The organism is Hungatella effluvii (assembly GCF_003201875.1).
Taxonomy (GTDB): Bacteria; Bacillota; Clostridia; order Lachnospirales; family Lachnospiraceae; genus Hungatella; species Hungatella effluvii.
The window spans coordinates 36,465-63,133 of the sequence record NZ_QJKD01000006.1 but is presented as its reverse complement, the minus strand read 5'-3'; the positions used below and the strand labels follow the sequence as shown (position 1 = coordinate 63,133).

Here is a 26,669-nt window from a genome sequence, read left to right as displayed (position 1 = left end):
TATACACTTTTTTTGCCGTTTGGCTCTATAACGTGATCAGTCCCGCGTCCTTTAATTTCTGCATGGACATGAGAATTCCAAGCTTCGCATGGTACCAGGTAAGCCCTCCCTGGAAATAAACGGCGTACGGAGGTTTGATCGGTCCGTCGGCAGAAAGCTCGATGGATGCGCCCTGTACGAAGGCTCCTGCGGCCATGATAACCGGCGCGTCGTAGCCCGGCATCGCCCACGGCTCCGGAGTGACAAAACTGTCCACCGGCGCGGCCGCCTGAATTCCCTGGCAGAACGCGATGACTCCCTCCGGCTTTCCAAAGGTCACCGCCTGAATGATGTCGTGGCGCGACTCAGTGCTGTTCGGAACCACGGAAAATCCCAGTTTTTCATAGACATTGGCTGCGAATACAGCGCCCTTCAAGGCCCCTGCCACCACCGTTGGCGCGAGGAACAGTCCCTGATAGAAGGACTGGTTAAGCCCCAGGCTGGCTCCTACCTCACGTCCCAGACCAGGGGCGGTCAGGCGGTAGGATGCGCGGTCGATGCAGTCCTTTCTTCCGGCGATGTATCCGCCGATCGGAGCCAGTCCGCCGCCCGGATTCTTGATGAGAGACCCTACCATCATATCCGCTCCCACGTCGGCCGGTTCGATCCGCTCCACAAACTCTCCGTAGCAGTTATCCACCATACAGATAACATCCGGCTTCCGTTCCTTGATAAAGGCAATCAGCTGACCGATCCGCTCTACCGACAAGGTCGGCCGGGTGGCGTATCCCTTGGAACGCTGGATTGTCACCAGTTTCGTCTTCTCGCCTACTGCCGCTGCAATTCCATCAAAATCAAAGCTTCCATCCGGAAGCAGATCCACCTGGCGGTAGATGACCCCGTACTCTTTTAAAGAACCTGCGCTCTCCCGGATTCCGATTACCTCCTCCAGCGTGTCATACGGTTTCCCCACCGGTGAAAGAAGCTCGTCTCCCGGCCGCAGATTGCCGGACAGCGCCACGTGAAGCGCGTGGGTTCCGCTGATTAAGTTCGGCCTCACCAGGGCGCTTTCCGTGTGGAACACGCTGGCGTATACATCTTCCAGTGTGTCCCGGCCCAGGTCGTTGTAACCGTATCCGGTTGTTGCGGCAAAATGAATGTCGCTGACGCGGTTGTCCTGCATGGCTTTTATCACCTTCAGCTGATTATACTCCGCCGTCTCATCGATCGCCGCGAAGCGCTCAGAAAGAAGCCCTTCTATCTCCTTTCCGAACTCCAGAACCTTTTTTTCGATCCCCAGCTGCTCATACATCGCATCCATTTCCATGATTTTCTGTCTCCAATCCATACGTTTCTCTGATATCCTGAAGCATTTTCTCCAGGACTTTTTCTCTATCGCGGCCGAAGTCTTCCAGATTCAGCCACCGCACCTCCCGCTCCCGCTTAAACCAGGTGATCTGGCGCTTCGCGAAATGTCTCGTATCTCTCTTTAAAATGTTGACCGCCTCGTCAAGGGAGCTGTTCCCCTGAAGGTAATCCAGGATTTCCTTGTATCCCAGTCCCTGCATGGAGACCATGTCTTTCGTGCAGCCCATTTCTATTAATTTTTCCACTTCACCGACCAGCCCGGCCTCTACCATGGCGTCAACCCGCCGGTCGATCCGCTCATAGAGCGTCTTTCTGTCATCCGTTAGGACGTAATACAGGAAGTCATAGGGAGAGCGCTTCAGCCGCTCCCTTCTGTTGTGCTCGGAAATTCTTTCCCCCGTCTGCCGGTAAAACTCGATGGCGCGGATCACGCGTTTCCGATTGTTGGCATGGATTTCCATGGCAGCCTCCGGATCGATCTCCGCCAGCATATCATGCAGAAAAACGGGGCCGCGTTCCTCTCCCAGCCGTTCCAGTTCCTCCCTGATCTCCCGTTCCTCCCCCTGCTCTGTAAAATCGATATCATACAGAAGGGCCTGAATGTAAAAACCGGTTCCCCCGGCAACAATAGGGAGATGTCCGTGAGCATATATCTCCTGTACCGCCTCCGACGCCATTTTTTTAAACACGGCGACGTTAAACTCCCCGGTAGGCTCCAGAATATCAATGAGATAATGAGGAACCCCATCCATCTCCTCCCGGGTCACCTTGGCAGAACCGATATCCATGTGGCGGTAAACCTGCATGGAATCGGCGCTTATGATCTCTCCGCCCACGGCCTTCGCCAGCCGGACAGACAGAGCCGTCTTTCCCACAGCCGTGGGACCCGTCAAGATAATCAGTGGTTTCATCATACTATCCTCTTGAATTTTTTCTCCAGCTCGTACCTGCTCATGGAGATGATCGTCGGCCGTCCATGAGGACACGCATACGGATTCTCCAGATTCAGGAGCTGGTCTATCAGTTCGTTGGCCTCCGCCGTCGACAGCCGGTTGCCGCCTTTGACCGCAGCCTTGCAGGACATGGTCGCTACCCGCTCATAAATGATATCCGGATTATGAGTCGAAACATCGTCGGAAAGCCCGTCGATCATCTCGATCAGCAAATCCTTCTTGGCGATAGACAGTAAGTTGGCCGGTACGCCTCTCACCGCATACTCCCTGCCGCCAAACGGTTCGATCTCGAAGCCCATGTCTGAGAAATACTTCATGTGCGCTTTTAACAGCACCTCCTCATTCATGTTCAATGTCAGAATGATCGGCGGATTAAGCATCTGCGATGAGTACTCCCTGTTTTTAAGTGTTGCCATGGTTTTCTCATATAAAACCTTTTCATGGGCCGCATGCTGGTCAATAATGTAAAGCTGTTCGTTAAACTCCACCAGCCAATAGGTGTCGAACACCTGGCCGATCAGTTTATGCATCAGCCTTGATTTCGGTTCCAACAGCTTTCCGTCAAAGAGATCCAGCTGTTCCGGCTTCCCGGAAAATGCAGCAGCACCTGCCTGTGCTTCGCCCGCTGCTGCCTCTCCCTGTGCGGGCTGCACTCCACGGTCCGTCATTCCGTTTAATTGTCCATGTTCCCCTGCACCATCTGCCTGATTTTGCACCGTTTCTTCATTTTTCGCATCCGATTCCGGTAACCCGTGTAAAAAGTCCGCGCCTGCCGGCTTCTTCAGCCAGTTTTCAGCCAGAAAATCAGGATCTCTCATGAGAGACGGTTCTGCCGGCTTAAGCCGTTTGGAGCCAGGCGCGCAGGCGGCCTGCTGCCGGCTCATGGCCTCCAGCCTGCGAAGCTCAAAGGGCTCCGGTGACGGCTCGTGCTTCCTCGCCTCTTTTGTCTCCTGCTCCGCCTTTTCCTTATTCAGTTCCACCTCCGGAATCAGCTCCTTGTGAGCGAGCGCCCCCGATACGGCGTCGTAGACCATGCGGTACACCATCTCCCCGTCGCGGAAGCGAAGCTCCATCTTGGTTGGATGGACATTGACGTCCAGAAGCTCCGGCTCAATGGTGAAATGTAGCATGGTAAACGGATACTTGTGCTGCATCATAAACGGCTTGTAGGCCTCTTCTATGGCCTTCGATATGATGCTGCTTCTAATATACCGTCCATTGATGAAATAATTTTCGTAGTTTCTGTTGCCCCTGGCGATCACAGGCTTCCCGATAAAGCCGCTGATGGCGATATCCTGCTTCTTCGCCTCGACTGCCAGCAGATTTGCCGCGATCTCTCGGCCGAAGACCGTATAGACGATGTCCTTTAAGTTATGGTTGCCGGAGGTATGGAGCTTGTTCTGGTTATTCTGGATAAAACGGATCGAAATCTCCGGATGGGAGAGCGCGATCTTTTCCACCAGCTCGGCCACATGGGAGCCCTCTGTCATGGGAGTCTTTAAAAATTTCTTTCTGGCCGGCGTGTTAAAGAATAAGTTTCTGGCGATAAATGTGGTGCCCTCCGGGGCGCCGATCTCCTCCAGCGGCCGTTCCATGCCGCCTTCGATGCTGTAGCGGCTTCCTGTCAGGGCTTCGCTGGTCTTCGTGATCAGCTCCACCTGGCAGACGGAAGCGATACTTGCGAGGGCCTCACCGCGAAAGCCCAGGGATGAGATCGTAAAGAGGTCCTCCACGGACTTGATCTTGCTGGTGGAGTGGCGCAGAAACGCCAGTGGAACCTCTTCCCTCGGAATTCCGCAGCCATTGTCGGTCACGCGGATGAAGGTGGTGCCCCCCTCCTTTATTTCAACCGTCACAGCCGTAGCTCTGGCGTCGATGGCGTTCTCTAAAAGCTCCTTCACAACAGAGGCCGGCCTCTCGATCACCTCGCCCGCTGCAATCTTGTTTATGGTATTTTGATCCAGTAGCGTAATGTTTGGCATATGGCTTATCGCTCCTTTATCTCTTTACTGCCAGCGGTTCTTAAGTTTCGTCTGAAGACGGTACAGCGTATTCAAGGCATCGATCGGCGTCATATTTCCCAATTCCAGTTCTCCCAGCTCCCGGACGATGTCGTCGTCCTTCACCGTGTCAAACAGGGACATCTGCTGCAAATCCACCTCATCCGGCCTGGGGATGCTGGCATGCTTCGGCGCACCTGCGCCCGCTTCTGCGATCTCCTTCGCCCTCGCCGTGATATCCGCGTCGCTTAACTCCACCAGAAGCTCCTTCGCCCGTACAATCACGGAATCGGGAACACCGGCAAGCTTGGCGACCTGAACGCCGTAGCTCTTATCCGCTCCGCCCTTCACAATCTTTCGAAGAAATACGATATCATCGCCCTGTTCCTTTACGGCGATGCAGTAGTTGTTGACGCCGTTTATGGTTCCTTCCAGCTCTGTCAGCTCATGGTAATGGGTGGCAAACAGCGTCTTGGCTCCTAAAAGCTTCGGGTTGCTGATGTGCTCCACCACCGCCCAGGCGATGGATAAGCCGTCGAAGGTGCTGGTGCCCCGGCCGATCTCGTCGAGAACGATCAGGCTGTTTTTCGTGGCGTTTCTCAGGATGTTGGCGACCTCGGTCATCTCCACCATGAAGGTACTCTGGCCGGATGCCAGATCATCGGAAGCGCCCACACGGGTAAAGATTCTGTCGCAGATGCCAATATTGGCATCATCCGCGGGCACAAAGCTTCCCAGCTGAGCCATCAGTACGATTAAGGCCGTCTGGCGCATATACGTCGATTTACCGGCCATGTTGGGACCGGTGATGATGGAGAGCCTGTTTTTCGTATTGTCCAGATACGTATCATTGGCAACGAATAAATCGTCCCGCATCATCTTTTCCACCACTGGATGACGGCCGTTTTTGATGTCGATCACACCTTTTTCATTGATGCGCGGCTTCACGTAATTATTCTTTGTGGCCACGACGGAAAGGGAAGTCATCACGTCGATGCCTGCAATAGCCCGGGCCGTCTGCTGGATTCGCAGGACCTCGGCTGCAATGGCGTCTCTCACCTCGCAGAACAGACCGTATTCCAGGGTATAGAGCTTGTCCTCCGCCCCCAGGATCATGTCCTCCAGCTCCTTCAGTTCATCCGTTGTGTACCGCTCGGCGTTGGCCAGCGTCTGCTTGCGGACAAAGTAATCGGGAACCATCCCTTTAAAGGAATTCGTCACTTCAAAGTAATATCCAAATACCTTGTTGTACTTGACTTTTAAGTTCTTGATTCCGGTCTTGTCGCGCTCTCTCGATTCCAGTTCGGCAAGCCACGTCTTTCCTTCCGTCTTCGCATGGCGCAGCTTATCTGTCTCCTCGTGATAGCCGTCTTTTATGATACCGCCGTCACGCAGGGATATGGGCGGGTCCTCTACGATGGCGCGTGAAACAAGGTCGTGGACATCCTCTAAGGCATCCAGCTCTTCCCAGAGTTCTTTCAGCAGGGGAGTCGTGAATTCGCCCATGAGATCTTTTATGTAAGGAAGCATTTCCAGAGAATTCCTGAAGGAGATTAAATCCCTGGGATTCGCCGTCTTATAGCTGATGCGGCCGATCAGACGTTCCAGATCGTAGATGGGATTCAAGTATTCACAGATTTCCTCCCTGGAAATGTAATTCATGTTCAGCTCTTCGATGGCGTTCTGGCGGGCAATGATATCGTCCTTATGGATCAGCGGCTGTTCGATATAGGTTCTCAAAAGCCTGGCGCCCATGGCCGTCTTCGTCTTATCCAGCACCCACAGAAGGGTTCCCCTTTTCTGCTTCTCCCGCATGGTCTCCAGGAGCTCCAGATTCCTTCTTGTCGAGGTGTCAATGATCATGAACTGCCCTGTGGAATAGGGAACGATGGTCGTAATATGGGACAGTGTGCTCTTCTGGGTCTCGTACATGTACTCCATGACAGCCCCCGCCGCGATCACTCCCGTATCGTAATCCTGCAGGCCCAGACCGTCCAGAGAGCCCACTTTAAAGTGTTCCTTTAAGATCCTCCTGCAGCCCTCGTCGGAAAAGAAATGGTTGTCAAGTGCGGCGATCACGGTCTGGTAGCGGTTCTTGACCTCCTCCGTGTCCACACCGGACACAAAGAACGCATCGTTGCAGATAATCTCGGAGGGGCTGAACTTGTTGATCTCATCCGCCAGCTCCCGCTCCGTCTCCACCTCGGTCACCAAAAAATCGCCTGTGCTGATATCGGAAACGGCAATGCCGAACCGCTCGTCGATATAGACGATGCCCATCAGGTAGTTGTTCTTCGTCTCATCCAGTGCCTGGGCGCTGGTAATGGTTCCGGGGGTAACGACACGGATGACCTCTCTCTTAACCAGCCCCTTGGCCAGCTTCGGGTCCTCCATCTGCTCTGCGATCGCTACTTTATAGCCCTTCTGGACCAGCCTGTACAGATAATTTTCAAGCGCATGGTAAGGAATGCCGCACATTGGCGCCCGTTCCTCCAGCCCGCATTCTTTTCCCGTCAGGGTAATCTCCAGTTCCTTGGAGACGGTCAGCGCGTCTTCAAAAAACATCTCATAAAAATCTCCCAGCCTGTAAAACAGGATACAGTCCGGGTACTGTTTCTTGGTTTCCAAATAATGGACCATCATTGGTGACATTCCGGCCACGTTTTTTCCTCTTTTCTTCTGTCGTACTATTTTAATGTTCCCATATAATAAAAGCCTTTCGACTCATCCAGATACACATCCACGATCTGACCGATCAGGGACGCATCTCCCTTGAAATGAACGGTGGTGTTGTTATCGAGCCGACCCGTAACGAAGCCTTCCACATGGTCATCCAAGTCCTCCACCAGTACATCCTTAACGGTGTGGGCGTCACGTCCGCATACCTCGGCCGATATCTTCTGCACCTCTGAGAGCAGGCGGTCAAACCGGTCCTTCACCACAGCTTCCGGAATCTGCTCTTCCATGGCCGCCGCCGGAGTGCCCGTGCGCTTCGAGTAAATGAACGTAAATGCGCTGTCAAAACGGACCTTTCTCACTACGTCCATAGTCTCCAGGAAGTCCTCCTCCGTCTCTCCCGGGAAGCCGACGATGATATCCGTGGTCAGAGAGATATCGGGAACCGCGGCCCTGATCTTCTCCACCAGTTCCAGATACTGTTCCTTCGTGTATCTCCGGTTCATGGCCTTCAAGACCCTGCTGCTTCCGGACTGGAGCGGCAGATGGAGATGATGGCAGATCTTCCCGGAATTCTTCATGGCCTCGATTAAGTCATCCGATAAGTCCTTCGGATGGGAGGTCATAAAACGGATCCGCTGAAGACCGTCGATGGCCTCCACCTCTTTTAACAGCTGTGCAAAGGTCATCGGCTCCTCCAGATTTTTTCCATAGGAGTTGACGTTCTGTCCCAGGAGCATGACCTCCACAACACCGTCTGCGACGAGGCGTCTGATCTCTCCCACGATATCCTGTGGATTCCGGCTTCTCTCGCGGCCGCGCACGTAAGGAACGATACAGTAGCTGCAGAAATTATTGCAGCCAAACATAATATTAACGCCGGACTTGAACGGGTACTTCCGGTCAGTGGGAAGTTCTTCCACGATCCGGTCGGTCCCTTTCCAGATGTCAACTACCATCTTCTTCTCATCCATGCGTTCAGAAATCAGTTCTGCCAGTTTGAAAATATTATGGGTTCCGAATATAATGTCGACAAAGCGGTAGCTCTTCTTAATCTTGGCCACCACGGTTTCCTCCTGCATCATACACCCGCAGAGAGCGATCATCATATTGGGATTCTTCTGTTTGATGCGGTTTAAGTAGCCGAGTCTGCCGTAAACGCGCTGATTGGCGTTGTCCCTGACCGTACAGGTATTATAGAGGACGAAATCCGCCTCCTCCGTGTCCGTCTCCGTAAATCCGGAAGCCTCTAAAATTCCGGTCAGTTTCTCCGAATCCCTGGCGTTCATCTGGCAACCGAACGTCTCGATGTGAAAGGTTCCGCGGTACGTTTCGTCCCGCATCTTCTTCTCATCGATCAACTGGCGGCACCGTTCCATAAAGAACTGCTGTCTGCCCGGTTCCTCCGCCGGTGCGGCCTTTAAAGCTTCCTCATGTGTCATATGTAAATGATTCATCCAGCTGTTTCCTCCATTTATCTCACTCCGTCATAATCTGTAAACCCGGAATGACTTTGAATATTATAGCATAAATACATTCTATTGCAAACACCAAAAATGCGACGGCCGTCCACCTGAAAAAAAGAATCAAGTCCGCCCTGTGGCAAGGCGGACTCTAATATGGAAACAACTATTTTACAAAGCCGGCGGCCTGCACTGTCCATTTCCATAGATAATGTACTTTGTCGTTGTAAGCTCCTTTAACCCCATAGGGCCTCTCGCGTGAAGCTTCTGGGTGCTGATGCCAATCTCTGCACCAAAACCGAACTCGAATCCATCCGTGAATCTGGTGGACGCATTGACGTAGACGGCGGCCGCATCGATCTCATTTAAGAACTTCTGAGCGTTGGCGTAATCCGATGTGATGATGGCCTCGGAGTGCTTCGTATTATAGCGGTTAATATGGGCGATGGCCTCGTCTATGGAGTCCACCAGCTTCAGGGACAGAATATAGTCTAGATACTCCGTTCCCCAATCCTCCGCAGCAGCCGGGACAAACGCAGGCACGATACGGCAGGCTTCTTCATCCGCCCGCACCTCAACCTGCTTTTCGTCGAGCCTGGCCTTTAACAGCGGCAGGAACTCTTCCGCGATTTTTCTATGTATGACCAGCGATTCACAGGCGTTGCAGACGCCGATCCGCTGGGTCTTGGCATTGAATATGATGTCCAGAGCCATCTTGAAATCCGCAGTCTCATCCACGAAGATATGGCAGTTCCCGGTTCCTGTCTCGATGACAGGCACCGTACTGTTCTCCACCACGGAACGGATCAGTCCGGCTCCGCCGCGCGGAATCAGCACATCCACATAGTCGTGCAGGCGCATGAATTCCTTCGTCACCTCCCTGTCGGTATCGGTGATAAGCTGCACACTGTCCTCCGGGAGTCCCACGTTCTTAAGTCCTGCACGGAGGCATTTGACGATGGCCTTATTGGACTCCAGGGCATCGCTTCCACCCTTTAAGATCACGCAGTTGCCTGATTTGAAGCAGAGTCCGAAGGCGTCCGCGGTCACATTGGGTCTGGCCTCATAGATGATGCCGATCACACCCATGGGAACGCGTTTCTGTCCGATGGTGAGTCCGTTTGGCCGGGCCTTCATGGAGATCACCTCTCCCACCGGATCCTCTAACCCGGCCACGCTGATCAGTCCGTCGGCCATAGCCTCGATCCTGGAAGGCGTCAGCTCCAGGCGGTCGATCATCCCGGCGCTCATGCCGTTCATCGTCGCCTGGATCACATCGTCCTGATTGGCCGTCAGAATATCTTCCTCGCCCTCAAGCAAAGCGGCGGCCGCAGCCCTTAAGCCTTCGTTCTTCTTATCAGAGCCGAGAATACCCAGAACACCTGCCGTCTCCTTCGCTCTTTTTCCTGTCTCAGTTAGTGTCATATCGCGTTCCTCCCTGTTATCCTGCTATTTCACTCCACATTTTGAGTTTGAATTATGGAGTGATTACCATATCCATTCCCTTGTCATGGGCCTCTGCCGGCAGAGAATCAAAAAGCTGGAAGGGATAGGCGATTCCGAATCTGGGATGATCCGGCTCTTCGTCGAAGAAGCGGTCGTAATATCCGCCGCCGTAGCCGATCCGATGTCCTTCCCTGTCAAATGCAATTCCCGGCACGATGACTGGTGCGAATTCGTCGCGGATGCGCAGACAGCTGGATTTCGGTTCCATGATCCCCATGACGCCGCTCTCTAAATCCTTCTTTCCCTGAATTGCATAGAATACCAGTTTTTTTCCTTCCACCTTCGGTACTGCCACGTATTTTCCCATCTCCAGCAGACCCTGAATCAGCTTTTCAGTCCCTGCCTCATGGCGGAAGGATACGTAGCAGTAGACACAGAACGCCTGCCGGATGGACCGGAGGCTTAAAATCTTCCTGCAGATGGCATCATTCCACTCCATCTCCTGTTTCTGTGTGAGAGCCTGCCGGTTCTCCTTCACCCATTCCCTGATTTCATTCTTGCTTGACATTTCCATACTTTTTCCCCAGATCCGTAATGGTTCCGTCCTCTTCCTTAACCGAAATGCTGTTTAAGTTTCCTCTTAAGCTCATGCGGATCGCTTCAATGTATTCCTTTCTCAGGGCGGCCTGCTCGGCCTTCTCCTCATCAGAAAGTCCAACAGCCTGCGCCTTGTGGTAGAGCGTGTTGATTCTGTCTATTTTTTCCTGCTGCATCGATGTGCCTCCTAATATTCATTATTTATGTAGTGCATCAGATCGAAATCAAAGTTGGGATGGGCCAGGAAAAGCGTCCCCTTACTGTCACCCGTCATGATCTGTGAGACGACCTCCACGTCATCCCCGTTGGCAATAACCATATCGGAACCGCTGTCTGTGGCGATCCTGGCTGCCGCCAGCTTCGCCGCCATGCCTCCGGTGCCCACGTCGCTGCCCGAGGTGGCCTTTCCCATCTCCATCAGCTCCGGCGTGATCTCATCCACCTGGCTGATAAAACGCGCCTTTGGATTCTGTCTCGGATCGTCAGAGTACAGGCCGTCGATATCCGATAAAAGAATCAGTAAGTCCGCTCCGATGAGAGCCGCTACAATGGCGGACAGCCGGTCGTTGTCACCGAAATTATCGACGTAAGGGATCTCTGAGGTGGATACCGTATCGTTCTCATTCACAATCGGTATGGCGCCCAGCTTCAGCAGCTCGTTGAAGGTATTCTGGGCGTTATAGCGGGAGCTTTCATTGATCATGGTATCCTTCGTCAGCAGGACCTGCGCCGCCACCTGATTGTACTCTGCAAACAGTTTCTGATACACCATCATCAGACGCGCCTGACCTACCGCCGCAAACGCCTGTTTCTCTGAGATGGTAACCGGCCTCGTGTGGTGGCCAAGAGCCTGGCGTCCCACCGCGATGGCCCCGGACGAAACCAGAACCACGGATTTCCCTTCCCCCTTCAAATCGCTGATGACACGCACCAGCTTCTCGATCTTCATCAGGTTCAAGTCCCCCGTATACGTATGGGTCAGGGAAGACGAACCGATTTTTATGACAATCCTCTGTTTATCCTTCAGCTTTTCCCGCACTTCAGTTCTCATGGTGTCTCCAATCATGTTCTTTCAGTCTTTTTGTCTCATATCTTACAACATTTTTTTCCATTCGTCAAATGAGCAGCGGTTGGAAGCGAGGGTTAAACTGTTACGTTGGGACTGAGAAGCGTGCCGCGACTGCCTCCGCCGTCTTGATCCCATCCATGGCCGCGGACGTGATACCGCCCGCGTAGCCGGCGCCTTCCCCACAGGGATAGATACCTTTGATGCTGCTCTCAAACCGTTCATCTCTCGGTATGCGCACCGGGGACGAGGTTCTGCTCTCCACGCCTGCCAGGATGGCGTCGCCTCTGGAAAATCCTGCGATCCGCCCGTTAAACGCCTCTACGCCCTCGATCAGCGATTCCGACAGCGTATCCGGAAAGAAATCCCGCAGATTTGCCATGGCGTACCGCCCTTCAAAGGCCGGCGCCACATCTCCAAAGGCCGTTGTCGCCCTTTTCTTCTTAAAATCACGGTACAGCTGCACCGGAATTTTCCCTCCGCCGCACTGGTAGGCCGCTTCCTCCAGACGCCGCTGGTAGGCGATGCCCGCAAGAGGGCTGTCTTCCGGGAAATCCTGCGGCGTGACGGTGACGATCAGTGCGCTGTTCGCATTCACGCCGTCCCTCGCATGATAGCTCATGCCATTGACAGCCAGACGCCCCGGTTCAGAGGACGCATCGACGACGTAGCCGCCCGGGCACATGCAGAAGGAGTATACGCCCCTTCCATTGGCACACTGATGGGTCACCTTATAATCGGCCGCCCCCAGCGCTTCGATCTCTGCAGCGCCGTACTGTGCAGCATTGATGTCTCTCTGCGGATGCTGAATGCGCAGTCCGACGGCGAACGCTTTCTTCTCTATGGGCACGCTTCTCTCCAGCAGCCGCTCAAAGGTATCACGCGCGCTGTGTCCCACGGCCAGAACGGTGACATCCGTCTCAAATTCTTCCGACCCGTTTACCGTGATAGCCTTCAGCGCTCCGTCCTTAATCCGAAAATCGGTGACGCAGCTCTGGAAGTAAAAGGTTCCTCCCAGACGGATGATCTCTTCCCTCATATTTTTCACGATGACACTGAGCACATCGGTTCCGATATGGGGCTTATTCTTATAAAGAATGGATGGATCCGCTCCGAACTCCACGAACACCTCCAGCACTTTTCGGTTCCGCATCAGCGGGTCTTTCACCAGCGTGTTGAGTTTCCCATCGGAAAATGTTCCCGCACCGCCTTCTCCAAACTGTACGTTGGAGTTGCTCTTCAGCTCTCCGCCCTGCCAGAACTGAAGCACCGACCGTTTTCTCTCTTCCACCCGCTCTCCCCGCTCAAATACGATGGGGCCAAAGCCGGCTCTTGCCAGCATCAGTGCACAGAAAAGGCCGGCCGGTCCGCTTCCTATGATGACGGGGCGGTGCTCTAAACGCTCCGTTCCTGGTTCCGGAAATTGATATTCCTTCTTCTCGGCCTTCGCAATGTTTGGACTGTTCACTCTATGTAATACCTTGTCCTCCTTCGCCACCTCGACGTCGACCGTATAGATAAACAGCACTTCACTGCTCTTTTTTCTCGCATCCACGGACTGCTTCACAACCGTTACGCGGCGAATGTCCGCCGGCTGAAGCTTCAGCGTCTTTGCCGCCTTCTTCTTTAAATCTTCCTCGCTGTGGTTTACAGACAGCTTTAACTGGCTGATTCTTATCATATAGGACCTCTTCCTGCGTTTCTGCCCGCCAGAATTCCCGATGACCATGCCCACTGCAGGTTATAACCTCCGCAGATGCCGTCCACATCCAGAATTTCTCCCGCCAGAAACAGCTGACTGACTAATTTTGATTCCATAGTACACGGATTTACCTCTCTCGTATCGACACCGCCGCAGCAGATCTGCGCCTGCTCAAAGGGATTCACCGCTGCCACGGTGGTTTCGAGCCCTTTGATCCGGTCTGTCAGAACCCCCAACTGCTTTTCCGTGATCTCCCGGGTCCGGCAGCCAGCCGGTATCCCGGATTCCTTAAGAAGCACCTGATGCAGCTTCTTATTCAGGACGCCGTTTAAAAATTCTTCCCCCGGCCGGTATCCCAGCCGTTTTACCCGTTTCGTTAAGAATTGAAAGAGCTCCTGCTTTTCCATAACCGGCAGAAGATCCAGCCGGGCAGTCACCTTCTTACCATCCCTTAAGGCGCGCGCCGCAAACCGACTGATCTGAAAAACAGGAATCCCGGAGATTCCATAATCCGTAAACTGCAGTTCTCCCCGGTCGGAAGCGACCGCTTTTCCATTGGAATACAGTGTTACAGAAGCCTCTGTCCTTACGCCTGCAAACTGTTTATACCACGTCTCCCTGCATTTTAACTGCACCAGGGCTGGAAGCGGTTCTATCACGCTGTGTCCCAGACTCTCCGCCAGCTTATAGCCGCTGCCATCCGATCCCGTTCCGGGCGCCGCTTTGGACCCTGCCGCGAGTATGACCGCATCCGCCTTCATGGCTCCCTGGGATGTGGCGAGTTCCAGCTTCTTTGACACGCTTAAGACCTCACATTCACAGAGAACCGGAATCTTTAAGCGTTCCAGCTCGAAGCGGAGCGCATCCAGCACAGAAGACGCCTGCCCCGTGGCAGGGTAAACGTATCCGTTCCGGTCTGTCAGCACCAGACCCAGATCCTCAAAAAAGGAAAGTGTCTCTTTTACCGGCACCTCCCCGACCACCTTCCATGCGAATCCGGGATTCTCCCCGCGGAAGGCTTCCTTTCTCATATCCAGGTTTGTTAAATTGCATTTCCCATTCCCGGTAGACAGAATCTTCTTCCCGGGTCTCTTTGTATGTTCCAGAATCACGGCATCGGCTCCCTCCCTGGCAGCCGCAATCGCAGCCGTCATACCGGAGGCGCCTCCGCCTATGATCATCACTCTTCTCTTCATGGATTCCTCCTTGCTATGAGCACTTGGCAACCGTACTGTCACCAGCCCTATTGTATCCGGTTCCTCCATTCAATTCAAGCATTATTTTTCCTGACGAGTCCTGTGTTTTGGTCCATTCGGTCAGACACACTCTAGCTCGTATACGACTCCAGATAGTTAAACACCTCAATCATAGAGGAGAACCAGATGCCATCCATAAGACGGCCCCGCTCCTCCTCCGGGAAATCGGTGACCGGCATATGGGTATACAGGCAGATCGTCGTCTTATCCTGATACAGGACAAGCAGATAACCATCTTCCGATACGAGATAAAATTTCTCCTTTTCCTTCTCCGGCGCAGGCGACACCTTCTCCTGATTGATGACGATCTGGTCCTCCGTCACGGTCTCCGTCTCCAGAGTCGCTCCGGGTATGGCCTCCTCCGGCTGCACGCTGTCCTTGGTAATGACAAAACCGATTCCGAGGCAGAGAAGCGAAGTGGCTGCAAATAAAAGAAAGCAGAACATATACTTCTTCATAGGATAATACCTCCTTCGAAGTATAGTATCTGCTTTCTTCTCTCATTTTAATCACATCAAATGGCATTTCTGTGCGATTCTTACCAGTTTCGTACCGCCGGGCATACCGGCAAGCTCTGTCTCGTCCACACAGCGCAGCTTCAAAAGCAGGACGCCGTAGACCATAACCGCCACCACAATCGCCAGAAGCACGCCGATCGTATTGCTCTTGACCGTCATATGAACCAGCTTGTAGACGCCGTAAGCCGCCCCGCCCATGATGCCGGAGGCGATGGTCGGAAGAATAAACGTCTTCTTCATCTCCTGCTTGTAATTCAAGAACCGTCTGATAGAGATTCCATTCAGGATACACATGAAGAGTGCAAACAGAATGTTGGAATATACCACACTGTAGATCCCCATCTTAAATCCGAACAGCATGACGCAGAGCACAAGGATATGGAGCACAAGCGAGATCACTGCGTTCTTAAGCGGTGTCTGCATATGGTTGATTCCCTGCAGAACGGCGTTGGTAACCGTAGACAGGGAGAAGAATACGACAGCCAGCGAACCGTACATCATCATGCGGATTAAGTTGGTGTTATCGTAACGGCTGAACAGCAGATTGCACACGGGGCCTGCAAGCACGGTAAGCCCTACCGTGGCCGGGATCGCAATCACCATGGAAAAGCGAATGACCATGGAAACCTTGCTCACGATCTGTCCGCGGTTTTTGCCTGCCACTGCCCGCGACAGGGACGGAATCAGGGAGGAAGCCAGCGAATTGGCTATGGCCACCGGAATATTAAACAGCAGGTGGTATTTTCCGGCATAAACGCCCCAGGTTGAGACTACCTCCGACGCTCCCATTCCGAGAAACGCCATTCCTTTTCCATAGATGCTGTTATCGATGACCGTGCTGATGTTGTAAGCCACACTGCTCATCACAATGGGAAGAACAGTCATCAGCAGAACGGAAGAGATCTCGCCGTAACTGTCTCTTCGTCTGGTCCGGTCACGCTTTGCCTGCCTCATCATGACAGGCCGGTAACTCGCCATTAGAAAAAGCAGGAACAGAAGCCCTGCCACCGCGCCCGCTCCTGTACCGATGGTGCCGCCGGCGGCTCCGAAGGCAAAGGAAAACTCTGTGGTTTCATGAACCAGGTTTGCCTTTAATCCTGCGTTGAACAGCCGTTCCGCCGCCACAATACTGATAACGGCATTGATAATCTGCTCAAAAATCTGCGAAAGGGCCGTGGGAATCATCGTTCCCAAGCCCTGAAAATATCCGCGGAACACACCGAGATACGCTATGACCCATATGGTAGGAGCCAGCGTCTTGAGCGCGTATCTGGTATACGGCATGTTTAAGAAACGGGTGGCGAAGAAATCAGCACCAAACCACAAAACTGCGGCTCCGATCCCTCCGACTACCGTGCCATAAAACAGAGCTGCCTTTAAAATACGGACCGAATTCTTATACTCTTTCCTGGCATTCTTCGTCGCGATCATCTTCGAAACAGCCGTTGGGAGGCTGTAGGAGGAGACAATCAGCAAGATAGAATAGATGGTAAAAGCCGAACTGTAGTATCCGTTTCCCTCATCCCCCAGAATGTTGGCAAGGGGAATCCGGTACAGCATCCCGATCAGACGCACAATGATTCCCGCCGCCGCAAGAATCGTTCCCTGTATGATAAAATTTGACGCGCCCTTTTTCTCAGGCTTTTTTCTGCTTCTGCTTATCCTGTTATTTTCCATAAACCTCTACATTTGAGGAATCCTGTGCAGAAATAACGCATATCCACGTCTTTCCCTGATTCAGAATCACCTCGTTATTCTCCATGTCGTAATAATGTGTCAGGCCGAACTCCCCGTCCTTCGTCCACTTCACCGGAATCGCCTTCCCCTCCGTGGCATAGAGCCCGTAGGAGTCGTCGTGGACATTGATATCCAGATAATCCGTGGTGGCGTAGTGCCCTGACGGGCAGTACTGGAAAAGAACATTCTTCACGGCGATCGGGCCTTCATTGCCTTTATGGGCCGCCCCGTACTGATACCGGTAGTATAAGCCGTCGCTCTCGTTATATTCAAACCACGGCTTATTCATCACGTAGCCCGGATAGACCCTGGCTGCTTCCATCACACTGGGCGCTCCGTCCAGCGTCACCTCATGGCCCGTTTTCGCAAAGCGGTAATGGCCCCTGTAATCCGCGCTGTAGCTCTCTGAGTATCCCAGCTGGGCGATCGCCTTGTTCAGCCGTTCTCCGCTGGAATACGCATTGTGAGGTGATTTACGGTCCTTCGTCCTATAATACGCCACGGTGCCGATTCCATCCAGCCCGTTGATGTTGTCCACATTGGCCAGATACGGCTTGGCAAAGGTGCTCTGCCCGTAGTGAGCGTAAATGGCGTCAAACTCGCGGGCAAAGTATGTATAATACGTCCGGCAGCTTCTCACGGAACCGATTCTGTCCAGATCGTCGTAATTCTCGATAATGGCCATGTAACGGTTCATGCCGCCCTCCACAGGGGCCTCATACACGATATCCGCCCGGTTGATGCCGTACTGCGGCAGCGACTCCTTATCATTGCTCATCATAATCGCAATGGGCCGGCGGTTTCCGATCGCCGTATCCACCATCTTACCAGTCAGATAGCTTCTGATCTTTCCGTCCTGCTCGATGCGCTCCTCGAAGGTATACCAGTCGCCGGTTTCCACAGCTTCCTCCGCAGGAGCCTCCGTGGTAGTCTCAATCTTAATCTCTTTCGTAGGGGCGGGCGTGGTGTCCGTCTCTGCCGAGGCGTCCGTCACAGCCACCTCCTGATATTTTCCCTGGCATCCGGTCACCGTTCCCATCAAAAGGATCAGTCCGGCCGCACAGAACCATGCCCGTTTCTTCATCGCTCGTATCCCCCTCGTTTCAGAATCTCTTCCTGCTTTTTCTCCATGACAAGACGTTCCTCATCCACCATGTGATCGTAGCCGCACAGATGCAGCATACTGTGCGCCACTAAGAATGCCAGCTCCCGAGTCTCGGAATGGCCGTATTTTTCCGCCTGCTCTTTCACCTTGTCCACGGAAATGACGATGTCTCCCAGCAGCAGCTCCCCTGTCTCCGGATTGAAGTAATCGCTTGCCATGTCTTCCAGACGGTCAAAATCCGACGGGCTGTCGTAATCGGCCATTGGAAACGACAACACATCGGTCGCACGATCGATCTCCCGGTATTCTTTATTGATCTGCCGGATGTCCTCGTCATCCGTAAGGAGCACATTCACCTCCGCCTCATAAGGGCAGTTCTCATAATCCAGTGCCTCGTTCACCACAGCGGTGATGATCTCCTCATACGGAAGCTTTAACTCCTCTTCCGTCTCATACTCAATATGAATCGTCATAACGTGCCTTTCTGCCTCCGGGGGCTTTTGTTGTCTTTCGTTCTTTCTCTGCAGGTTTTTTCTTTGTCTCGTATTCGTCGTAAGCCTGTACTATTTTCTGGACCAGCGGATGGCGCACTACGTCGCTGCTGTTTAAGTAACAGAAGCCGATGTCATCGATGCGTTTCAGCACGCGGACCGCGGTATCCAGACCGGATACGGCTCCGGCCGGCAGATCCTTCTGCGTCTGGTCACCGGTGACGATGACCTTGGAACCGAATCCGATTCTCGTCAGGAACATCTTCATCTGCGCCGGCGTGGTGTTCTGCGCCTCATCCAGGATTATATAGGCGTTGTCGAGTGTACGGCCCCGCATATAAGCGAGGGGCGCCACCTCGATCAGCCCTTTCTCCGCATTGTGTAAGTAGCTCTCCGCGCCCATAATCTGATACAGCGCATCGTAGAGCGGCCGTAAATACGGATCAATCTTGCTCTGTAAATCGCCGGGCAGAAAGCCCAGCTTCTCTCCCGCCTCAATGGCCGGACGTGTCAGGATAATCCGGCTCACCTCACCGTTTTTAAAGGCCTGGATCGCCATGGCCATGGCAAGGTACGTCTTGCCGGTACCGGCCGGGCCGATTCCGAATACGATCATCTTTTTCCTGATCTGATCCACATACTGCTTCTGCCCCATGGTCTTCGGCTTCACCGGCTTACCTGTAATGGTCCTGCAGATGATGTCCTTGTCAATCTCCAGAATCTGTCCGTCACTCTCCGAGAAGGACAGGGACAGGGCATAATCCACATTCTGCTCCGTGATCGCATTTCCACGCTTCGACAGCTCGATCAGATTATTAAATACGCTCTTCGCCTTCTGCACCATCTGTTCCGGGCCGATAATCTTCAGCGCGCCGTCGCGTTCGATCATGGTAACATGAAGAGTCCTCTCTATTTTCTTCAAATAGCTGTCAAACTGTCCGCAGACATTCTTCTCGTGTTCAGCCGGTATATCTATGATTGTCTCAATTACGCTCATTGGACTCTTTCGTCTCCTCTTGTTCCTGATTAATTGGTATCTCTACGCTCGTCCGTTCCCCCACAGGTTCCTCTGCCACAATATCGATGGCAATTTGGCATAAAGATTCATTATCTAGTATTTTAACATGATTTTCCAGAATTTGTACCCCTTTTTCCAATAAATTTTTTTTCAAATTCTCGTTGATGGTTTCAGCCGCCTGATTTTTCTCCTCCTCCGTGTAGGGGCGCTCGTAGGAAATGTACTCTTTAGCCGTGATATCGCCGAGATATATGGGCAGATAAAAATTCTGAAACAGGTGAAGCTGATCCTCTTCCATGGTCACCTTCCAGGTGGTTCCCTCCTGCTTCGGGCGTATCAGCATCAGGGAATACTGAAATACCTTTGCATACTTCCCGCGGCGTATTCTCCCGGTTTCCACGTCCACGCGCTTAAACAGCGGCATCTGCCTCGTGATATGGTATTCCGTCCGCGCCGTAATATCCGCGTCGGAATGGACATAGTGCGTGTTCATGATTTCCTCGCCGTCGCCGATGACGTGGAGCGTGCCGCTCACCAGCACATCGCCCTTCTTTACCTCATCCCCCACGGAAACCGCCGGAACGCCCTGGCGCACGATCATGGAGGTGATCACGCCGTCCTTTGACGCTACGATGTCGCAGGGTGACTCATCCTTTGCGGGTATTTCTGAGAGGACCTCGTTCTCCTTTATCTTAACCAGAAGACGTGTTCCCGATACCCTGGCCGACACCCAGGTAATTTCCGGAAATGCGCTCCGCAGCGATTCTTCCAGGGCGTCGCAGTCGATCTTTGATTTTATCATGCCATAGCGGATATCCTCTGTTTCACAGTATTTCAAAAGGGTGTCATACGTATACATGTGATTTCCGTCAAACTCGATATCCCAGATAAAGATGGAGAGTATGTAAAGCAGGGCAAAAAAGGACACCATCCCGGCCGCGTAAAGCTTTCGCTTCCTGTTTCTGTATAAAAAAAAAGGAAGTCCAAACTTTCCCAGTACCTTAAGTCTGACCTTCGATTTCCGGACAATGGGTTTTATCTTCCTAAACCCTTTCACGGTCATATAAAAGCGATAGGAATGGCCTGTATCGGACACTCCCCAGATTTCTATCTCATGAACGCTGCACATATTAAAGAAACGTTCCGGAGAAAATCCCGTCATCTCCACGAACAGATAACCGGACATCCGGTGGTTAAGCCATGTTACAATCACGGTGGTACCTCCTTGTTTTTCTATCCTTATTCAAACTCCATGGATTTAATGAGTCCGTTAATCTTCATCTCCTCATTCGTATAATATTCAATCACAAGGCGGCTTCCCGATACCGCCACGCGGCACGTCTTTGCCTGGAGCTTGATCAGGGTATCTGTATAGAGAATGATACCGCGGTAATTTTCAATCACAACACTGTGGCGCCCCAGAAAAGATACCAGCACTTCGCCCAGGACCACATCCTTCGGAAGCTTTAAGTTCTCAGCTGCACTAAACTTCATCTCTTCGAACATATCGTTTCTGCCTTTCAGCCAATGATATTATACTATATGCAAAAACGGCGTCCGATTATGCAGGCTAAAGTGAAAGTAAACAAATGTAACAGTTCAGCCCCCACTTCCGGCTGTCGCGGGCCGGACCGCGACAGCCGGAAGCGGGGGCTGAACTGTTACAAACAAAGAAATCCCTGATCATAAAATGACCAGGGACTAACCTTGTTTGACTAATTAATTATTAGTTATATTTACGTTTTCTTGCAGCTTCAGACTTTTTCTTACGTCTTACGCTTGGCTTTTCGTAATGCTCTCTCTTACGAATTTCCTGCTGGATACCTGCTTTCGCACAGTTTCTTTTGAATCTGCGTAAAGCGCTATCTAAGCTCTCGTTGTCTTTAACGATTACATTTGACATAGCTCACACCTAACCTCCCTCCAGTTGTGTACTTGTGCATAATACAACTGTTTGGGTATTTTATAGCACTGATATGATTATAGCATAATTTTCCCATTCGTCAAGGAAAATTTCATTTTTTTCTGGGAAAATTCTTACTTATTTCATCTGGCCTTCCATCACTTTATAAACCTCTTCCAGACACGCGTCAACTCCGGCCGGATTCTTACCGCCGGCCTGGGCCATATTCGGCCTTCCACCGCCGCCGCCGCCAACGAGTCCTGCGACAGCCTTGATTAAGTTGCCTGCATGTGCACCCTTCTTCTGCGCTTCCTCCGTAGCGGTTGCCATTAAGTTCACTTTTCCATCCATGACGGAAGCCAGTACGATCACGCCTTCACCCAGCTTATCCTTTAACTGGTCTCCCAGGTTTCTTAAACCGTTCATGTCTACATCGGTAACCTTCGTAGCCAGAACCTTGACACCGCCGATCTCCTTCACCTGGTCCATAACATCTCCCAGGGAGTCCTTGGCCAGTCTGCTCTTTAACTTTTCATTTTCAGAATGGAGCGCTTTGATCTCCTCAAGCATGGCTTCAATCTTTGCTGTCAGTGTCTGAGGCGTGGCCTTCGCCGCCTTCGCCGCCTCGTGAAGCTCGGTCTCCGCATCCTGATAATACTTCATCAGGCCGTCGCCCGTCAGGGCTTCGATTCTGCGCACGCCGGCTGCGATTCCCGTCTCAGATAAGATCTTAAAGGAGCCGATCACACCTGTATTGGAAATATGGGTACCGCCGCATAGCTCCGTGGAGAAATCCCCCATCTTCACCACGCGGACATTATCCCCGTACTTCTCGCCAAACAGAGCCATGGCGCCAGACTTCTTCGCCTCATCAAGGCTCATAACCTCTGTCTTTACATGCAGCGCTTCTTTGATCTTCTCATTGACAAGGCATTCCACCTTTTTAATCTCATCCGGTGTCATGGCGGAGAAATGAGTGAAGTCGAAACGAAGACGGTCTTCATCCACATAGGAACCTGCCTGCTCCACGTGCTCGCCCAAAACGGTGCGGAGCGCCTTCTGAAGCAGATGGGTCGCGCTGTGGTTCCTGCCGGTGCTCATACGGCTCTCTTCACAGACCTTTAAGGTGACTGCGTCGCCGATCTGGAACATGCCCTTCTTCATCCTGCCCACATGGCCGACTTTGCCGCCCTGTAAATGAATGGTGTCTTCCACCGCAAACTCGCCGTTTGCGCTGACAATCACACCCTTATCGCCCTGCTGGCCGCCCATGGTGCCATAAAAGCAAGTCTCTTCCGTCACAATCGTGCCGGTCTCGCCATCCGTCAGCGCTTCCACCAGATCCGTCTCTGTCGTCAGAGCGGTAATCTTAGAATCGCAGGCAAGCTTGTCGTATCCGACAAATTCCGTGGTGAGCGCAGGATCGATGGACTGGTACACCGTCACATCAGCGCCCATGTAGTTCGTGGTCTTTCTGGCCGCTCTGGCCTTCTCACGCTGTTCCTGCATGGCCTTCTTAAAGCCATCCTCATCGATCTCAAAATGCTTCTCTTCCAGAATTTCTCTCGTTAAATCCAGCGGGAATCCGTAAGTATCATAGAGCTTAAATGCATCCTCACCGTCCAGCACCGTCTTGCCTGAGGCGGACATCTTCTCTTCCATCTCGCCGAGAATGGCAAGTCCCTGGTCGATAGTCCGGTTAAACTTATCCTCTTCCTCAGTCAGAACCTTTAAGATCATGGCTCTCTTCTCTTCCAGCTCCGGATATCCGTCTCTGGAAAGTTCGATTACGGTCTTGGAAAGCTCCGCGAGGAATCTTCCCTCGATGCCGAGCAGCCTTCCGTGGCGGGCCGCTCTCCGAAGCAGACGGCGCAGCACGTATCCGCGTCCTTCGTTGGATGGCATGATGCCGTCGGAAATCATAAAGGTGCAGGAACGGACGTGGTCTGTGATCAGACGCAGGGAAACGTCAACCGATGCATCCTTCTGATACTCCGTGCGGGCAAGCTCTGCAACCTTGTTTAACAGAGCCTTGATGGTGTCCACATCAAAGATGGAATCCACATCCTGAACCACCACGGCCAGACGCTCGAGACCCATGCCGGTATCGATATTCTTCTGGTCCAGTTCCTCGTAATTGCCGTGTCCGTCATTCTCGAACTGGGTAAATACGTTGTTCCATACTTCCATGTAACGGTCACATTCACAGCCCACGGTGCAGCCCGGCTTTCCGCAGCCGTACTTCTCCCCGCGGTCATAATAGATTTCAGAACACGGTCCGCAGGGGCCTGCTCCATGCTCCCAGAAGTTGTCTTCCTTGCCGAAGCGGAAGATACGTTCCGGGGCAATGCCGATTTCCTTATTCCAGATATCGAAAGCCTCGTCGTCGTCCAAGTAGACGGATGGATATAACCTGTCCGGATCCAGTCCTACAACCTCTGTCAAAAACTCCCAGGACCAGCGGATCGCTTCCGTCTTAAAATAATCTCCAAAGGAGAAATTGCCCAGCATCTCAAAGAAGGTGCCGTGACGGGCGGTCTTTCCCACATTCTCGATATCTCCGGTTCTGATACACTTCTGGCAGGTGGTCACACGCTTTCTCGGCGGTATCTCCTGTCCTGTAAAATATGGCTTTAAAGGCGCCATACCTGAGTTGATTAACAATAAGCTGTTATCATTATGCGGAACCAGGGAGAAGCTTTTCATCGCCAGATGTCCCTTACTCTCAAAAAATTCAAGGAACATTCTCCTCAGTTCATTCACACCTGTCTTGTTCACGTTACTGTCCTCCGTTAGTTATTTACTTTCTTCTGTCGCACTGCCTGCATTCTTCGCATCCTTGTAGTCTCTGTACTTCTTGCCGCACACGATTCCCCCTCCTGCCACTGCAAGGAAAAACAGAAACTTGATTGCTGTCTGCAGAAAACTTGCTAAAATTGCTGTCATAGATTCAACCTCCGTTCTTAATACATTAGCCAAACTCATTGTACTATCCTATCATATCGAATTTTATTTATCAAGATGTTGCCGCCGATTTTCTGTGATATTTCCTAAATCCACACGGCAAAGCCGTCATACTGGTGCATGCCTCCGCCATGGTGCAGTTTTCCTTCCGCATGAAGCGTCAAAAATGCATTTTTTACCTCTTCCAGAAACTCCGGCCGCAAATCGGGACCGTGGTGGCCCGGAAACACCCGTGTTACAGGAAGCGCCGATACGCGTTCCAGGGAGGTTCGATACGCCTGCGGATCGGTTGATGGATAGTATGCGAACAACGTGCCCTTATATACGAGGTCGCCCGCAAAAAGCCAGCCTCTCTCCTTCTCAAAAAAACACATATGGCCCGGCGAATGGCCCGGCGTGTGCAGCACATTCACCGATCTTCCTCCGATGTCAATGATTTCATCATCCTTAAGTACTCTCGCTGGCCTTCCCTGAAAGACTTCATACGCATCGACCGAGAATCCCTCCGGCAAATCACAGTGCTCTGCAACGGATTTTCTTACCTGTTCAACCGGCAGAGGAAATCCTCCGGAAAGCCAGCTCACTTCCTCCTCCTGCACGTAAAAATCCGGAAAATACCGGTGGCCGCCGATATGATCCCAGTGAATGTGGGTGGCCACGGCCGTGACAGGCTTATCCGTCAGCCTGATCACTTCCTCATAAATATTTTCAATTCCAAGACCGGTGTCGATGAGCAGACTCCGTTCACTGCCGTTCAGCAGGTATGCGTGTGTCTCCTCCCAGTGCCTGTACTCACTGATCATAAAGGTATCTTCACCAATCGAATCGATCGTAAACCAGTTTCCCACGTCATCCTTCCTCCCTTTTCCTTTGTTTTCCGGCGGTTATTTTTCCACAAAATCGAAGTCCCCATACAGAACCGGTACACCTGTTCTGTATGGGGATTCTTTTTCTTCTAACCTTCATTCTCCGCAGGCAGCGAGTTAATATACGTTTCCACGAGATCGTACGTCCTTGTTCTCGTGGTCTCGGCCTGGGAGGCCGTGTATTCGACGCCTTCCAGAGAACCTCCGCTGTACTTTCTCGCCGCTTCCTCCGCCTTTGTATCCCGGCTCTTCATCCAGGTCTGCTGCTCACTTTCCAGCTTTCCCTTCGCATCCTCGTCCAGTCCGTTCATGATTTCCGCGTAAATGGTGTTCATCTCAATGTTCCAGAGCTTAAACTCCTTCTCGGCCAGCGTCTTCATGGAATACGTAGTGGAATCAGAGGATTCGCTGCGCATCTTCTGCACCTGGGCGTCCAGCTCTGCCAGACGTTTTTCGTAGTAGGCCAGCTTTTCCTCCTCGTCGCTCTGAAGCACTGCGCTTCCGCCCGGACCTAACGGGGATATGGATGGGGCTGCCGCATCCGCCTTGTTTCCCGCTCCTGCTGCCGCTGCTTCCGGGACCGCTTCATCCGCGGCCTCCTTATTCTCATCCATCAGGATGGATTCCGGAGCAGGCACCGCCGCTCCCTCTGCCGCCATCATCCGGGAGGAAGCAGGTTCCGGTACCGCCGCCCTGGCGGCCGCTTCATCCGTGTTCCCGGATACTGCTCCTTCTTCCTCAGCAGGGACTGTTTCTTCCATACGCTTCCTGGCCGCGGCGGGAAGCTCCGTGCCCGCTCCCTCCGTATATGCCTGCGGCATGCCGCCGCCCGCTGTCGTCCCGGGCATCTGCGTCACCGCAACGGTATCTAAAGAGCCGCCGTTCTGCCGGATAAATCTGCTGGTCGCAAACGTCACCGCGATTCCGATGATCAGGATGGCAGCGATTACAAGCCAGATTCCTCTATTTTTATTCATGATAATCATCCTAACATACTTTGATAAAATTACCATATCATAAATAAAAAAGAAAGGAAATAGGGTACGTTAATTAGTAAGAGATTGTAAGAGATACGTAAGTTTTACAGGCCTTCATCCACCATTAAGTTGTCCCCATCCGCGGCAGTGGTCGCCAGTGTATCACACCGCTCATTTTCCGGATGGCCGGCATGTCCCTTTACCCAGCAGAAGGTGACGCGGTGGGGTTCGATGGCCTTTAAAAGCCTCTCCCACAGGTCGATATTCTTGACCGGGCCGCTCTTGCCGCGCTTCCAGTTGTTCTTCACCCAGTTATCGATCCAGTGCTGGTTAAATGCATCCGTCAGATACTTGGAATCCGAATACAGCTCCACCTCGCAGGGCCGGTTTAACGCCTCCAGTCCCGCGATCGCAGCCATCAGCTCCATACGGTTGTTAGTCGTCCTCACATATCCGGCCGACAGCGTCTTCTCATGGAGCTGCCCTTTAGAATCCGTGAACTGAAGCACAGCTCCGTAACCACCGGGTCCGTCCGGATTTCCTCTTGCAGCTCCATCTGTAAACAATAGTACTTTTCCCATCTT

The 26,669-nt window shown here is 52.5% G+C and carries 24 protein-coding genes; all 24 read right to left on the bottom strand.

Going from position 1 to position 26,669, the window contains the following annotated elements:
* Nucleotides 1-25: 25 nt before the first annotated feature.
* The 24 genes from DFR60_RS12675 to rnhA all read right to left on the bottom strand — a co-directional run bounded on the left by DFR60_RS12675 (nt 26) and on the right by rnhA (nt 26,666).
* Complete coding sequence (locus tag DFR60_RS12675; RefSeq protein WP_110323224.1) at nt 26-1,306, bottom strand: methionine gamma-lyase family protein; 1,281 nt, start codon at nt 1,304-1,306, stop codon at nt 26-28.
* The gene (gene miaA / locus DFR60_RS12670; RefSeq protein WP_207659529.1) at nt 1,284-2,261 is read right to left on the bottom strand and encodes a tRNA (adenosine(37)-N6)-dimethylallyltransferase MiaA; all 978 of its coding nucleotides are present in this window, start codon (nt 2,259-2,261) and stop codon (nt 1,284-1,286) included. The genes DFR60_RS12675 and miaA overlap by 23 nt, the downstream gene beginning before the upstream one ends.
* Nucleotides 2,258-4,282, bottom strand: a complete 2,025-nt coding sequence (gene mutL, locus DFR60_RS12665) for a DNA mismatch repair endonuclease MutL (RefSeq protein ID WP_110323222.1) — start codon at nt 4,280-4,282, stop codon at nt 2,258-2,260. The genes miaA and mutL overlap by 4 nt, the downstream gene beginning before the upstream one ends.
* A 24-nt stretch (nt 4,283-4,306) precedes the next feature.
* A complete protein-coding gene (gene mutS / locus DFR60_RS12660; RefSeq protein ID WP_432764111.1) occupies nt 4,307-6,952 on the bottom strand; it encodes a DNA mismatch repair protein MutS in 2,646 nt (881 codons plus the stop codon).
* A gap of 35 nt (nt 6,953-6,987) precedes the next feature.
* Nucleotides 6,988-8,433: a tRNA (N6-isopentenyl adenosine(37)-C2)-methylthiotransferase MiaB gene (gene miaB / locus DFR60_RS12655; protein ID WP_110323220.1), complete on the bottom strand. Its 1,446-nt coding sequence runs from the start codon at nt 8,431-8,433 to the stop codon at nt 6,988-6,990.
* A gap of 177 nt (nt 8,434-8,610) precedes the next feature.
* Nucleotides 8,611-9,864 (bottom strand): glutamate-5-semialdehyde dehydrogenase, encoded by a 1,254-nt coding sequence (locus DFR60_RS12650; protein ID WP_110323219.1) that lies wholly within the window; start codon nt 9,862-9,864, stop codon nt 8,611-8,613.
* 52 nt (nt 9,865-9,916) lie between these two features.
* Nucleotides 9,917-10,459 carry a 5-formyltetrahydrofolate cyclo-ligase gene (locus DFR60_RS12645; RefSeq protein ID WP_110323218.1) on the bottom strand — a complete coding sequence of 181 codons (543 nt, stop codon included), beginning with the start codon at nt 10,457-10,459 and terminating at the stop codon, nt 9,917-9,919.
* Nucleotides 10,437-10,658, bottom strand: a complete 222-nt coding sequence (locus DFR60_RS12640; RefSeq protein ID WP_002604001.1) for a DUF896 domain-containing protein — start codon at nt 10,656-10,658, stop codon at nt 10,437-10,439. Before DFR60_RS12640 ends, DFR60_RS12645 begins: the two co-directional genes overlap by 23 nt.
* Before the next feature lie 11 nt (nt 10,659-10,669).
* Nucleotides 10,670-11,533: a glutamate 5-kinase gene (proB, locus tag DFR60_RS12635; RefSeq protein WP_110323217.1), complete on the bottom strand. Its 864-nt coding sequence runs from the start codon at nt 11,531-11,533 to the stop codon at nt 10,670-10,672.
* 100 nt (nt 11,534-11,633) lie between these two features.
* Complete coding sequence (locus tag DFR60_RS12630; RefSeq protein WP_025530506.1) at nt 11,634-13,229, bottom strand: NAD(P)/FAD-dependent oxidoreductase; 1,596 nt, start codon at nt 13,227-13,229, stop codon at nt 11,634-11,636.
* Nucleotides 13,226-14,446, bottom strand: a complete 1,221-nt coding sequence (locus DFR60_RS12625) for a BaiN/RdsA family NAD(P)/FAD-dependent oxidoreductase (protein WP_110323216.1) — start codon at nt 14,444-14,446, stop codon at nt 13,226-13,228. Before DFR60_RS12625 ends, DFR60_RS12630 begins: the two co-directional genes overlap by 4 nt.
* A 131-nt stretch (nt 14,447-14,577) precedes the next feature.
* Nucleotides 14,578-14,964 (bottom strand): hypothetical protein, encoded by a 387-nt coding sequence (locus DFR60_RS12620; protein WP_002603997.1) that lies wholly within the window; start codon nt 14,962-14,964, stop codon nt 14,578-14,580.
* Nucleotides 14,965-15,015: 51 nt separating this feature from the next.
* Nucleotides 15,016-16,701, bottom strand: a complete 1,686-nt coding sequence (locus DFR60_RS12615) for a putative polysaccharide biosynthesis protein (RefSeq protein ID WP_110323215.1) — start codon at nt 16,699-16,701, stop codon at nt 15,016-15,018.
* Nucleotides 16,691-17,845: a DUF3048 domain-containing protein gene (locus DFR60_RS12610; RefSeq protein WP_110323214.1), complete on the bottom strand. Its 1,155-nt coding sequence runs from the start codon at nt 17,843-17,845 to the stop codon at nt 16,691-16,693. Before DFR60_RS12610 ends, DFR60_RS12615 begins: the two co-directional genes overlap by 11 nt.
* Entirely contained in the window at nt 17,842-18,339 is a 498-nt protein-coding gene (gene ybeY, locus DFR60_RS12605; protein ID WP_002603994.1) for an rRNA maturation RNase YbeY, read from the bottom strand. Before ybeY ends, DFR60_RS12610 begins: the two co-directional genes overlap by 4 nt.
* Nucleotides 18,323-19,354 (bottom strand): PhoH family protein, encoded by a 1,032-nt coding sequence (locus DFR60_RS12600; protein ID WP_002603993.1) that lies wholly within the window; start codon nt 19,352-19,354, stop codon nt 18,323-18,325. Before DFR60_RS12600 ends, ybeY begins: the two co-directional genes overlap by 17 nt.
* Nucleotides 19,341-20,588 carry a sporulation protein YqfD gene (gene yqfD, locus DFR60_RS12595; protein WP_110323213.1) on the bottom strand — a complete coding sequence of 416 codons (1,248 nt, stop codon included), beginning with the start codon at nt 20,586-20,588 and terminating at the stop codon, nt 19,341-19,343. Before yqfD ends, DFR60_RS12600 begins: the two co-directional genes overlap by 14 nt.
* Before the next feature lie 26 nt (nt 20,589-20,614).
* Complete coding sequence (locus DFR60_RS12590; RefSeq protein ID WP_002603991.1) at nt 20,615-20,881, bottom strand: YabP/YqfC family sporulation protein; 267 nt, start codon at nt 20,879-20,881, stop codon at nt 20,615-20,617.
* A 220-nt stretch (nt 20,882-21,101) separates the two neighbouring features.
* Complete coding sequence (gene rpsU / locus DFR60_RS12585; RefSeq protein ID WP_003504099.1) at nt 21,102-21,278, bottom strand: 30S ribosomal protein S21; 177 nt, start codon at nt 21,276-21,278, stop codon at nt 21,102-21,104.
* Nucleotides 21,279-21,416: 138 nt separating this feature from the next.
* Nucleotides 21,417-24,023 carry an alanine--tRNA ligase gene (alaS, locus tag DFR60_RS12580; protein WP_243005072.1) on the bottom strand — a complete coding sequence of 869 codons (2,607 nt, stop codon included), beginning with the start codon at nt 24,021-24,023 and terminating at the stop codon, nt 21,417-21,419.
* Nucleotides 24,024-24,074: 51 nt separating this feature from the next.
* Nucleotides 24,075-24,224 (bottom strand): hypothetical protein, encoded by a 150-nt coding sequence (locus DFR60_RS30400; RefSeq protein WP_167437590.1) that lies wholly within the window; start codon nt 24,222-24,224, stop codon nt 24,075-24,077.
* A 104-nt stretch (nt 24,225-24,328) separates the two neighbouring features.
* Nucleotides 24,329-25,090, bottom strand: a complete 762-nt coding sequence (locus tag DFR60_RS12575) for an MBL fold metallo-hydrolase (RefSeq protein ID WP_110323211.1) — start codon at nt 25,088-25,090, stop codon at nt 24,329-24,331.
* A 107-nt stretch (nt 25,091-25,197) separates the two neighbouring features.
* Nucleotides 25,198-26,085 (bottom strand): lysozyme inhibitor LprI family protein, encoded by an 888-nt coding sequence (locus DFR60_RS12570; protein ID WP_110323210.1) that lies wholly within the window; start codon nt 26,083-26,085, stop codon nt 25,198-25,200.
* 104 nt (nt 26,086-26,189) lie between these two features.
* On the bottom strand, nt 26,190-26,666 hold the full coding sequence (rnhA, locus tag DFR60_RS12565; protein ID WP_002603986.1) for a ribonuclease HI: 477 nt from the start codon (nt 26,664-26,666) through the stop codon (nt 26,190-26,192).
* Nucleotides 26,667-26,669 lie beyond the last annotated feature (3 nt).

What these genes read in the sequence shown, in the direction of transcription:
- DFR60_RS12675 (WP_110323224.1), bottom strand. Translation starts at nt 1,306, where the DNA reads ATGGAAATGGATGCGATGTATGAGCAGCTGGGGATCGAAAAAAAGGTT.
- miaA (WP_207659529.1), bottom strand. Translation starts at nt 2,261, where the DNA reads ATGATGAAACCACTGATTATCTTGACGGGTCCCACGGCTGTGGGAAAG.
- mutL (WP_110323222.1), bottom strand. Translation starts at nt 4,282, where the DNA reads ATGCCAAACATTACGCTACTGGATCAAAATACCATAAACAAGATTGCA.
- mutS (WP_432764111.1), bottom strand. Translation starts at nt 6,952, where the DNA reads ATGTCACCAATGATGGTCCATTATTTGGAAACCAAGAAACAGTACCCG.
- miaB (WP_110323220.1), bottom strand. Translation starts at nt 8,433, where the DNA reads ATGAATCATTTACATATGACACATGAGGAAGCTTTAAAGGCCGCACCG.
- DFR60_RS12650 (WP_110323219.1), bottom strand. Translation starts at nt 9,864, where the DNA reads ATGACACTAACTGAGACAGGAAAAAGAGCGAAGGAGACGGCAGGTGTT.
- DFR60_RS12645 (WP_110323218.1), bottom strand. Translation starts at nt 10,459, where the DNA reads ATGGAAATGTCAAGCAAGAATGAAATCAGGGAATGGGTGAAGGAGAAC.
- DFR60_RS12640 (WP_002604001.1), bottom strand. Translation starts at nt 10,658, where the DNA reads ATGCAGCAGGAAAAAATAGACAGAATCAACACGCTCTACCACAAGGCG.
- proB (WP_110323217.1), bottom strand. Translation starts at nt 11,533, where the DNA reads ATGAGAACTGAAGTGCGGGAAAAGCTGAAGGATAAACAGAGGATTGTC.
- DFR60_RS12630 (WP_025530506.1), bottom strand. Translation starts at nt 13,229, where the DNA reads ATGATAAGAATCAGCCAGTTAAAGCTGTCTGTAAACCACAGCGAGGAA.
- DFR60_RS12625 (WP_110323216.1), bottom strand. Translation starts at nt 14,446, where the DNA reads ATGAAGAGAAGAGTGATGATCATAGGCGGAGGCGCCTCCGGTATGACG.
- DFR60_RS12620 (WP_002603997.1), bottom strand. Translation starts at nt 14,964, where the DNA reads ATGAAGAAGTATATGTTCTGCTTTCTTTTATTTGCAGCCACTTCGCTT.
- DFR60_RS12615 (WP_110323215.1), bottom strand. Translation starts at nt 16,701, where the DNA reads ATGGAAAATAACAGGATAAGCAGAAGCAGAAAAAAGCCTGAGAAAAAG.
- DFR60_RS12610 (WP_110323214.1), bottom strand. Translation starts at nt 17,845, where the DNA reads ATGAAGAAACGGGCATGGTTCTGTGCGGCCGGACTGATCCTTTTGATG.
- ybeY (WP_002603994.1), bottom strand. Translation starts at nt 18,339, where the DNA reads ATGACGATTCATATTGAGTATGAGACGGAAGAGGAGTTAAAGCTTCCG.
- DFR60_RS12600 (WP_002603993.1), bottom strand. Translation starts at nt 19,354, where the DNA reads ATGAGCGTAATTGAGACAATCATAGATATACCGGCTGAACACGAGAAG.
- DFR60_RS12590 (WP_002603991.1), bottom strand. Translation starts at nt 20,881, where the DNA reads ATGTTCGAAGAGATGAAGTTTAGTGCAGCTGAGAACTTAAAGCTTCCG.
- rpsU (WP_003504099.1), bottom strand. Translation starts at nt 21,278, where the DNA reads ATGTCAAATGTAATCGTTAAAGACAACGAGAGCTTAGATAGCGCTTTA.
- alaS (WP_243005072.1), bottom strand. Translation starts at nt 24,023, where the DNA reads ATGTTCCTTGAATTTTTTGAGAGTAAGGGACATCTGGCGATGAAAAGC.
- DFR60_RS30400 (WP_167437590.1), bottom strand. Translation starts at nt 24,224, where the DNA reads ATGACAGCAATTTTAGCAAGTTTTCTGCAGACAGCAATCAAGTTTCTG.
- DFR60_RS12570 (WP_110323210.1), bottom strand. Translation starts at nt 26,085, where the DNA reads ATGAATAAAAATAGAGGAATCTGGCTTGTAATCGCTGCCATCCTGATC.
- rnhA (WP_002603986.1), bottom strand. Translation starts at nt 26,666, where the DNA reads ATGGGAAAAGTACTATTGTTTACAGATGGAGCTGCAAGAGGAAATCCG.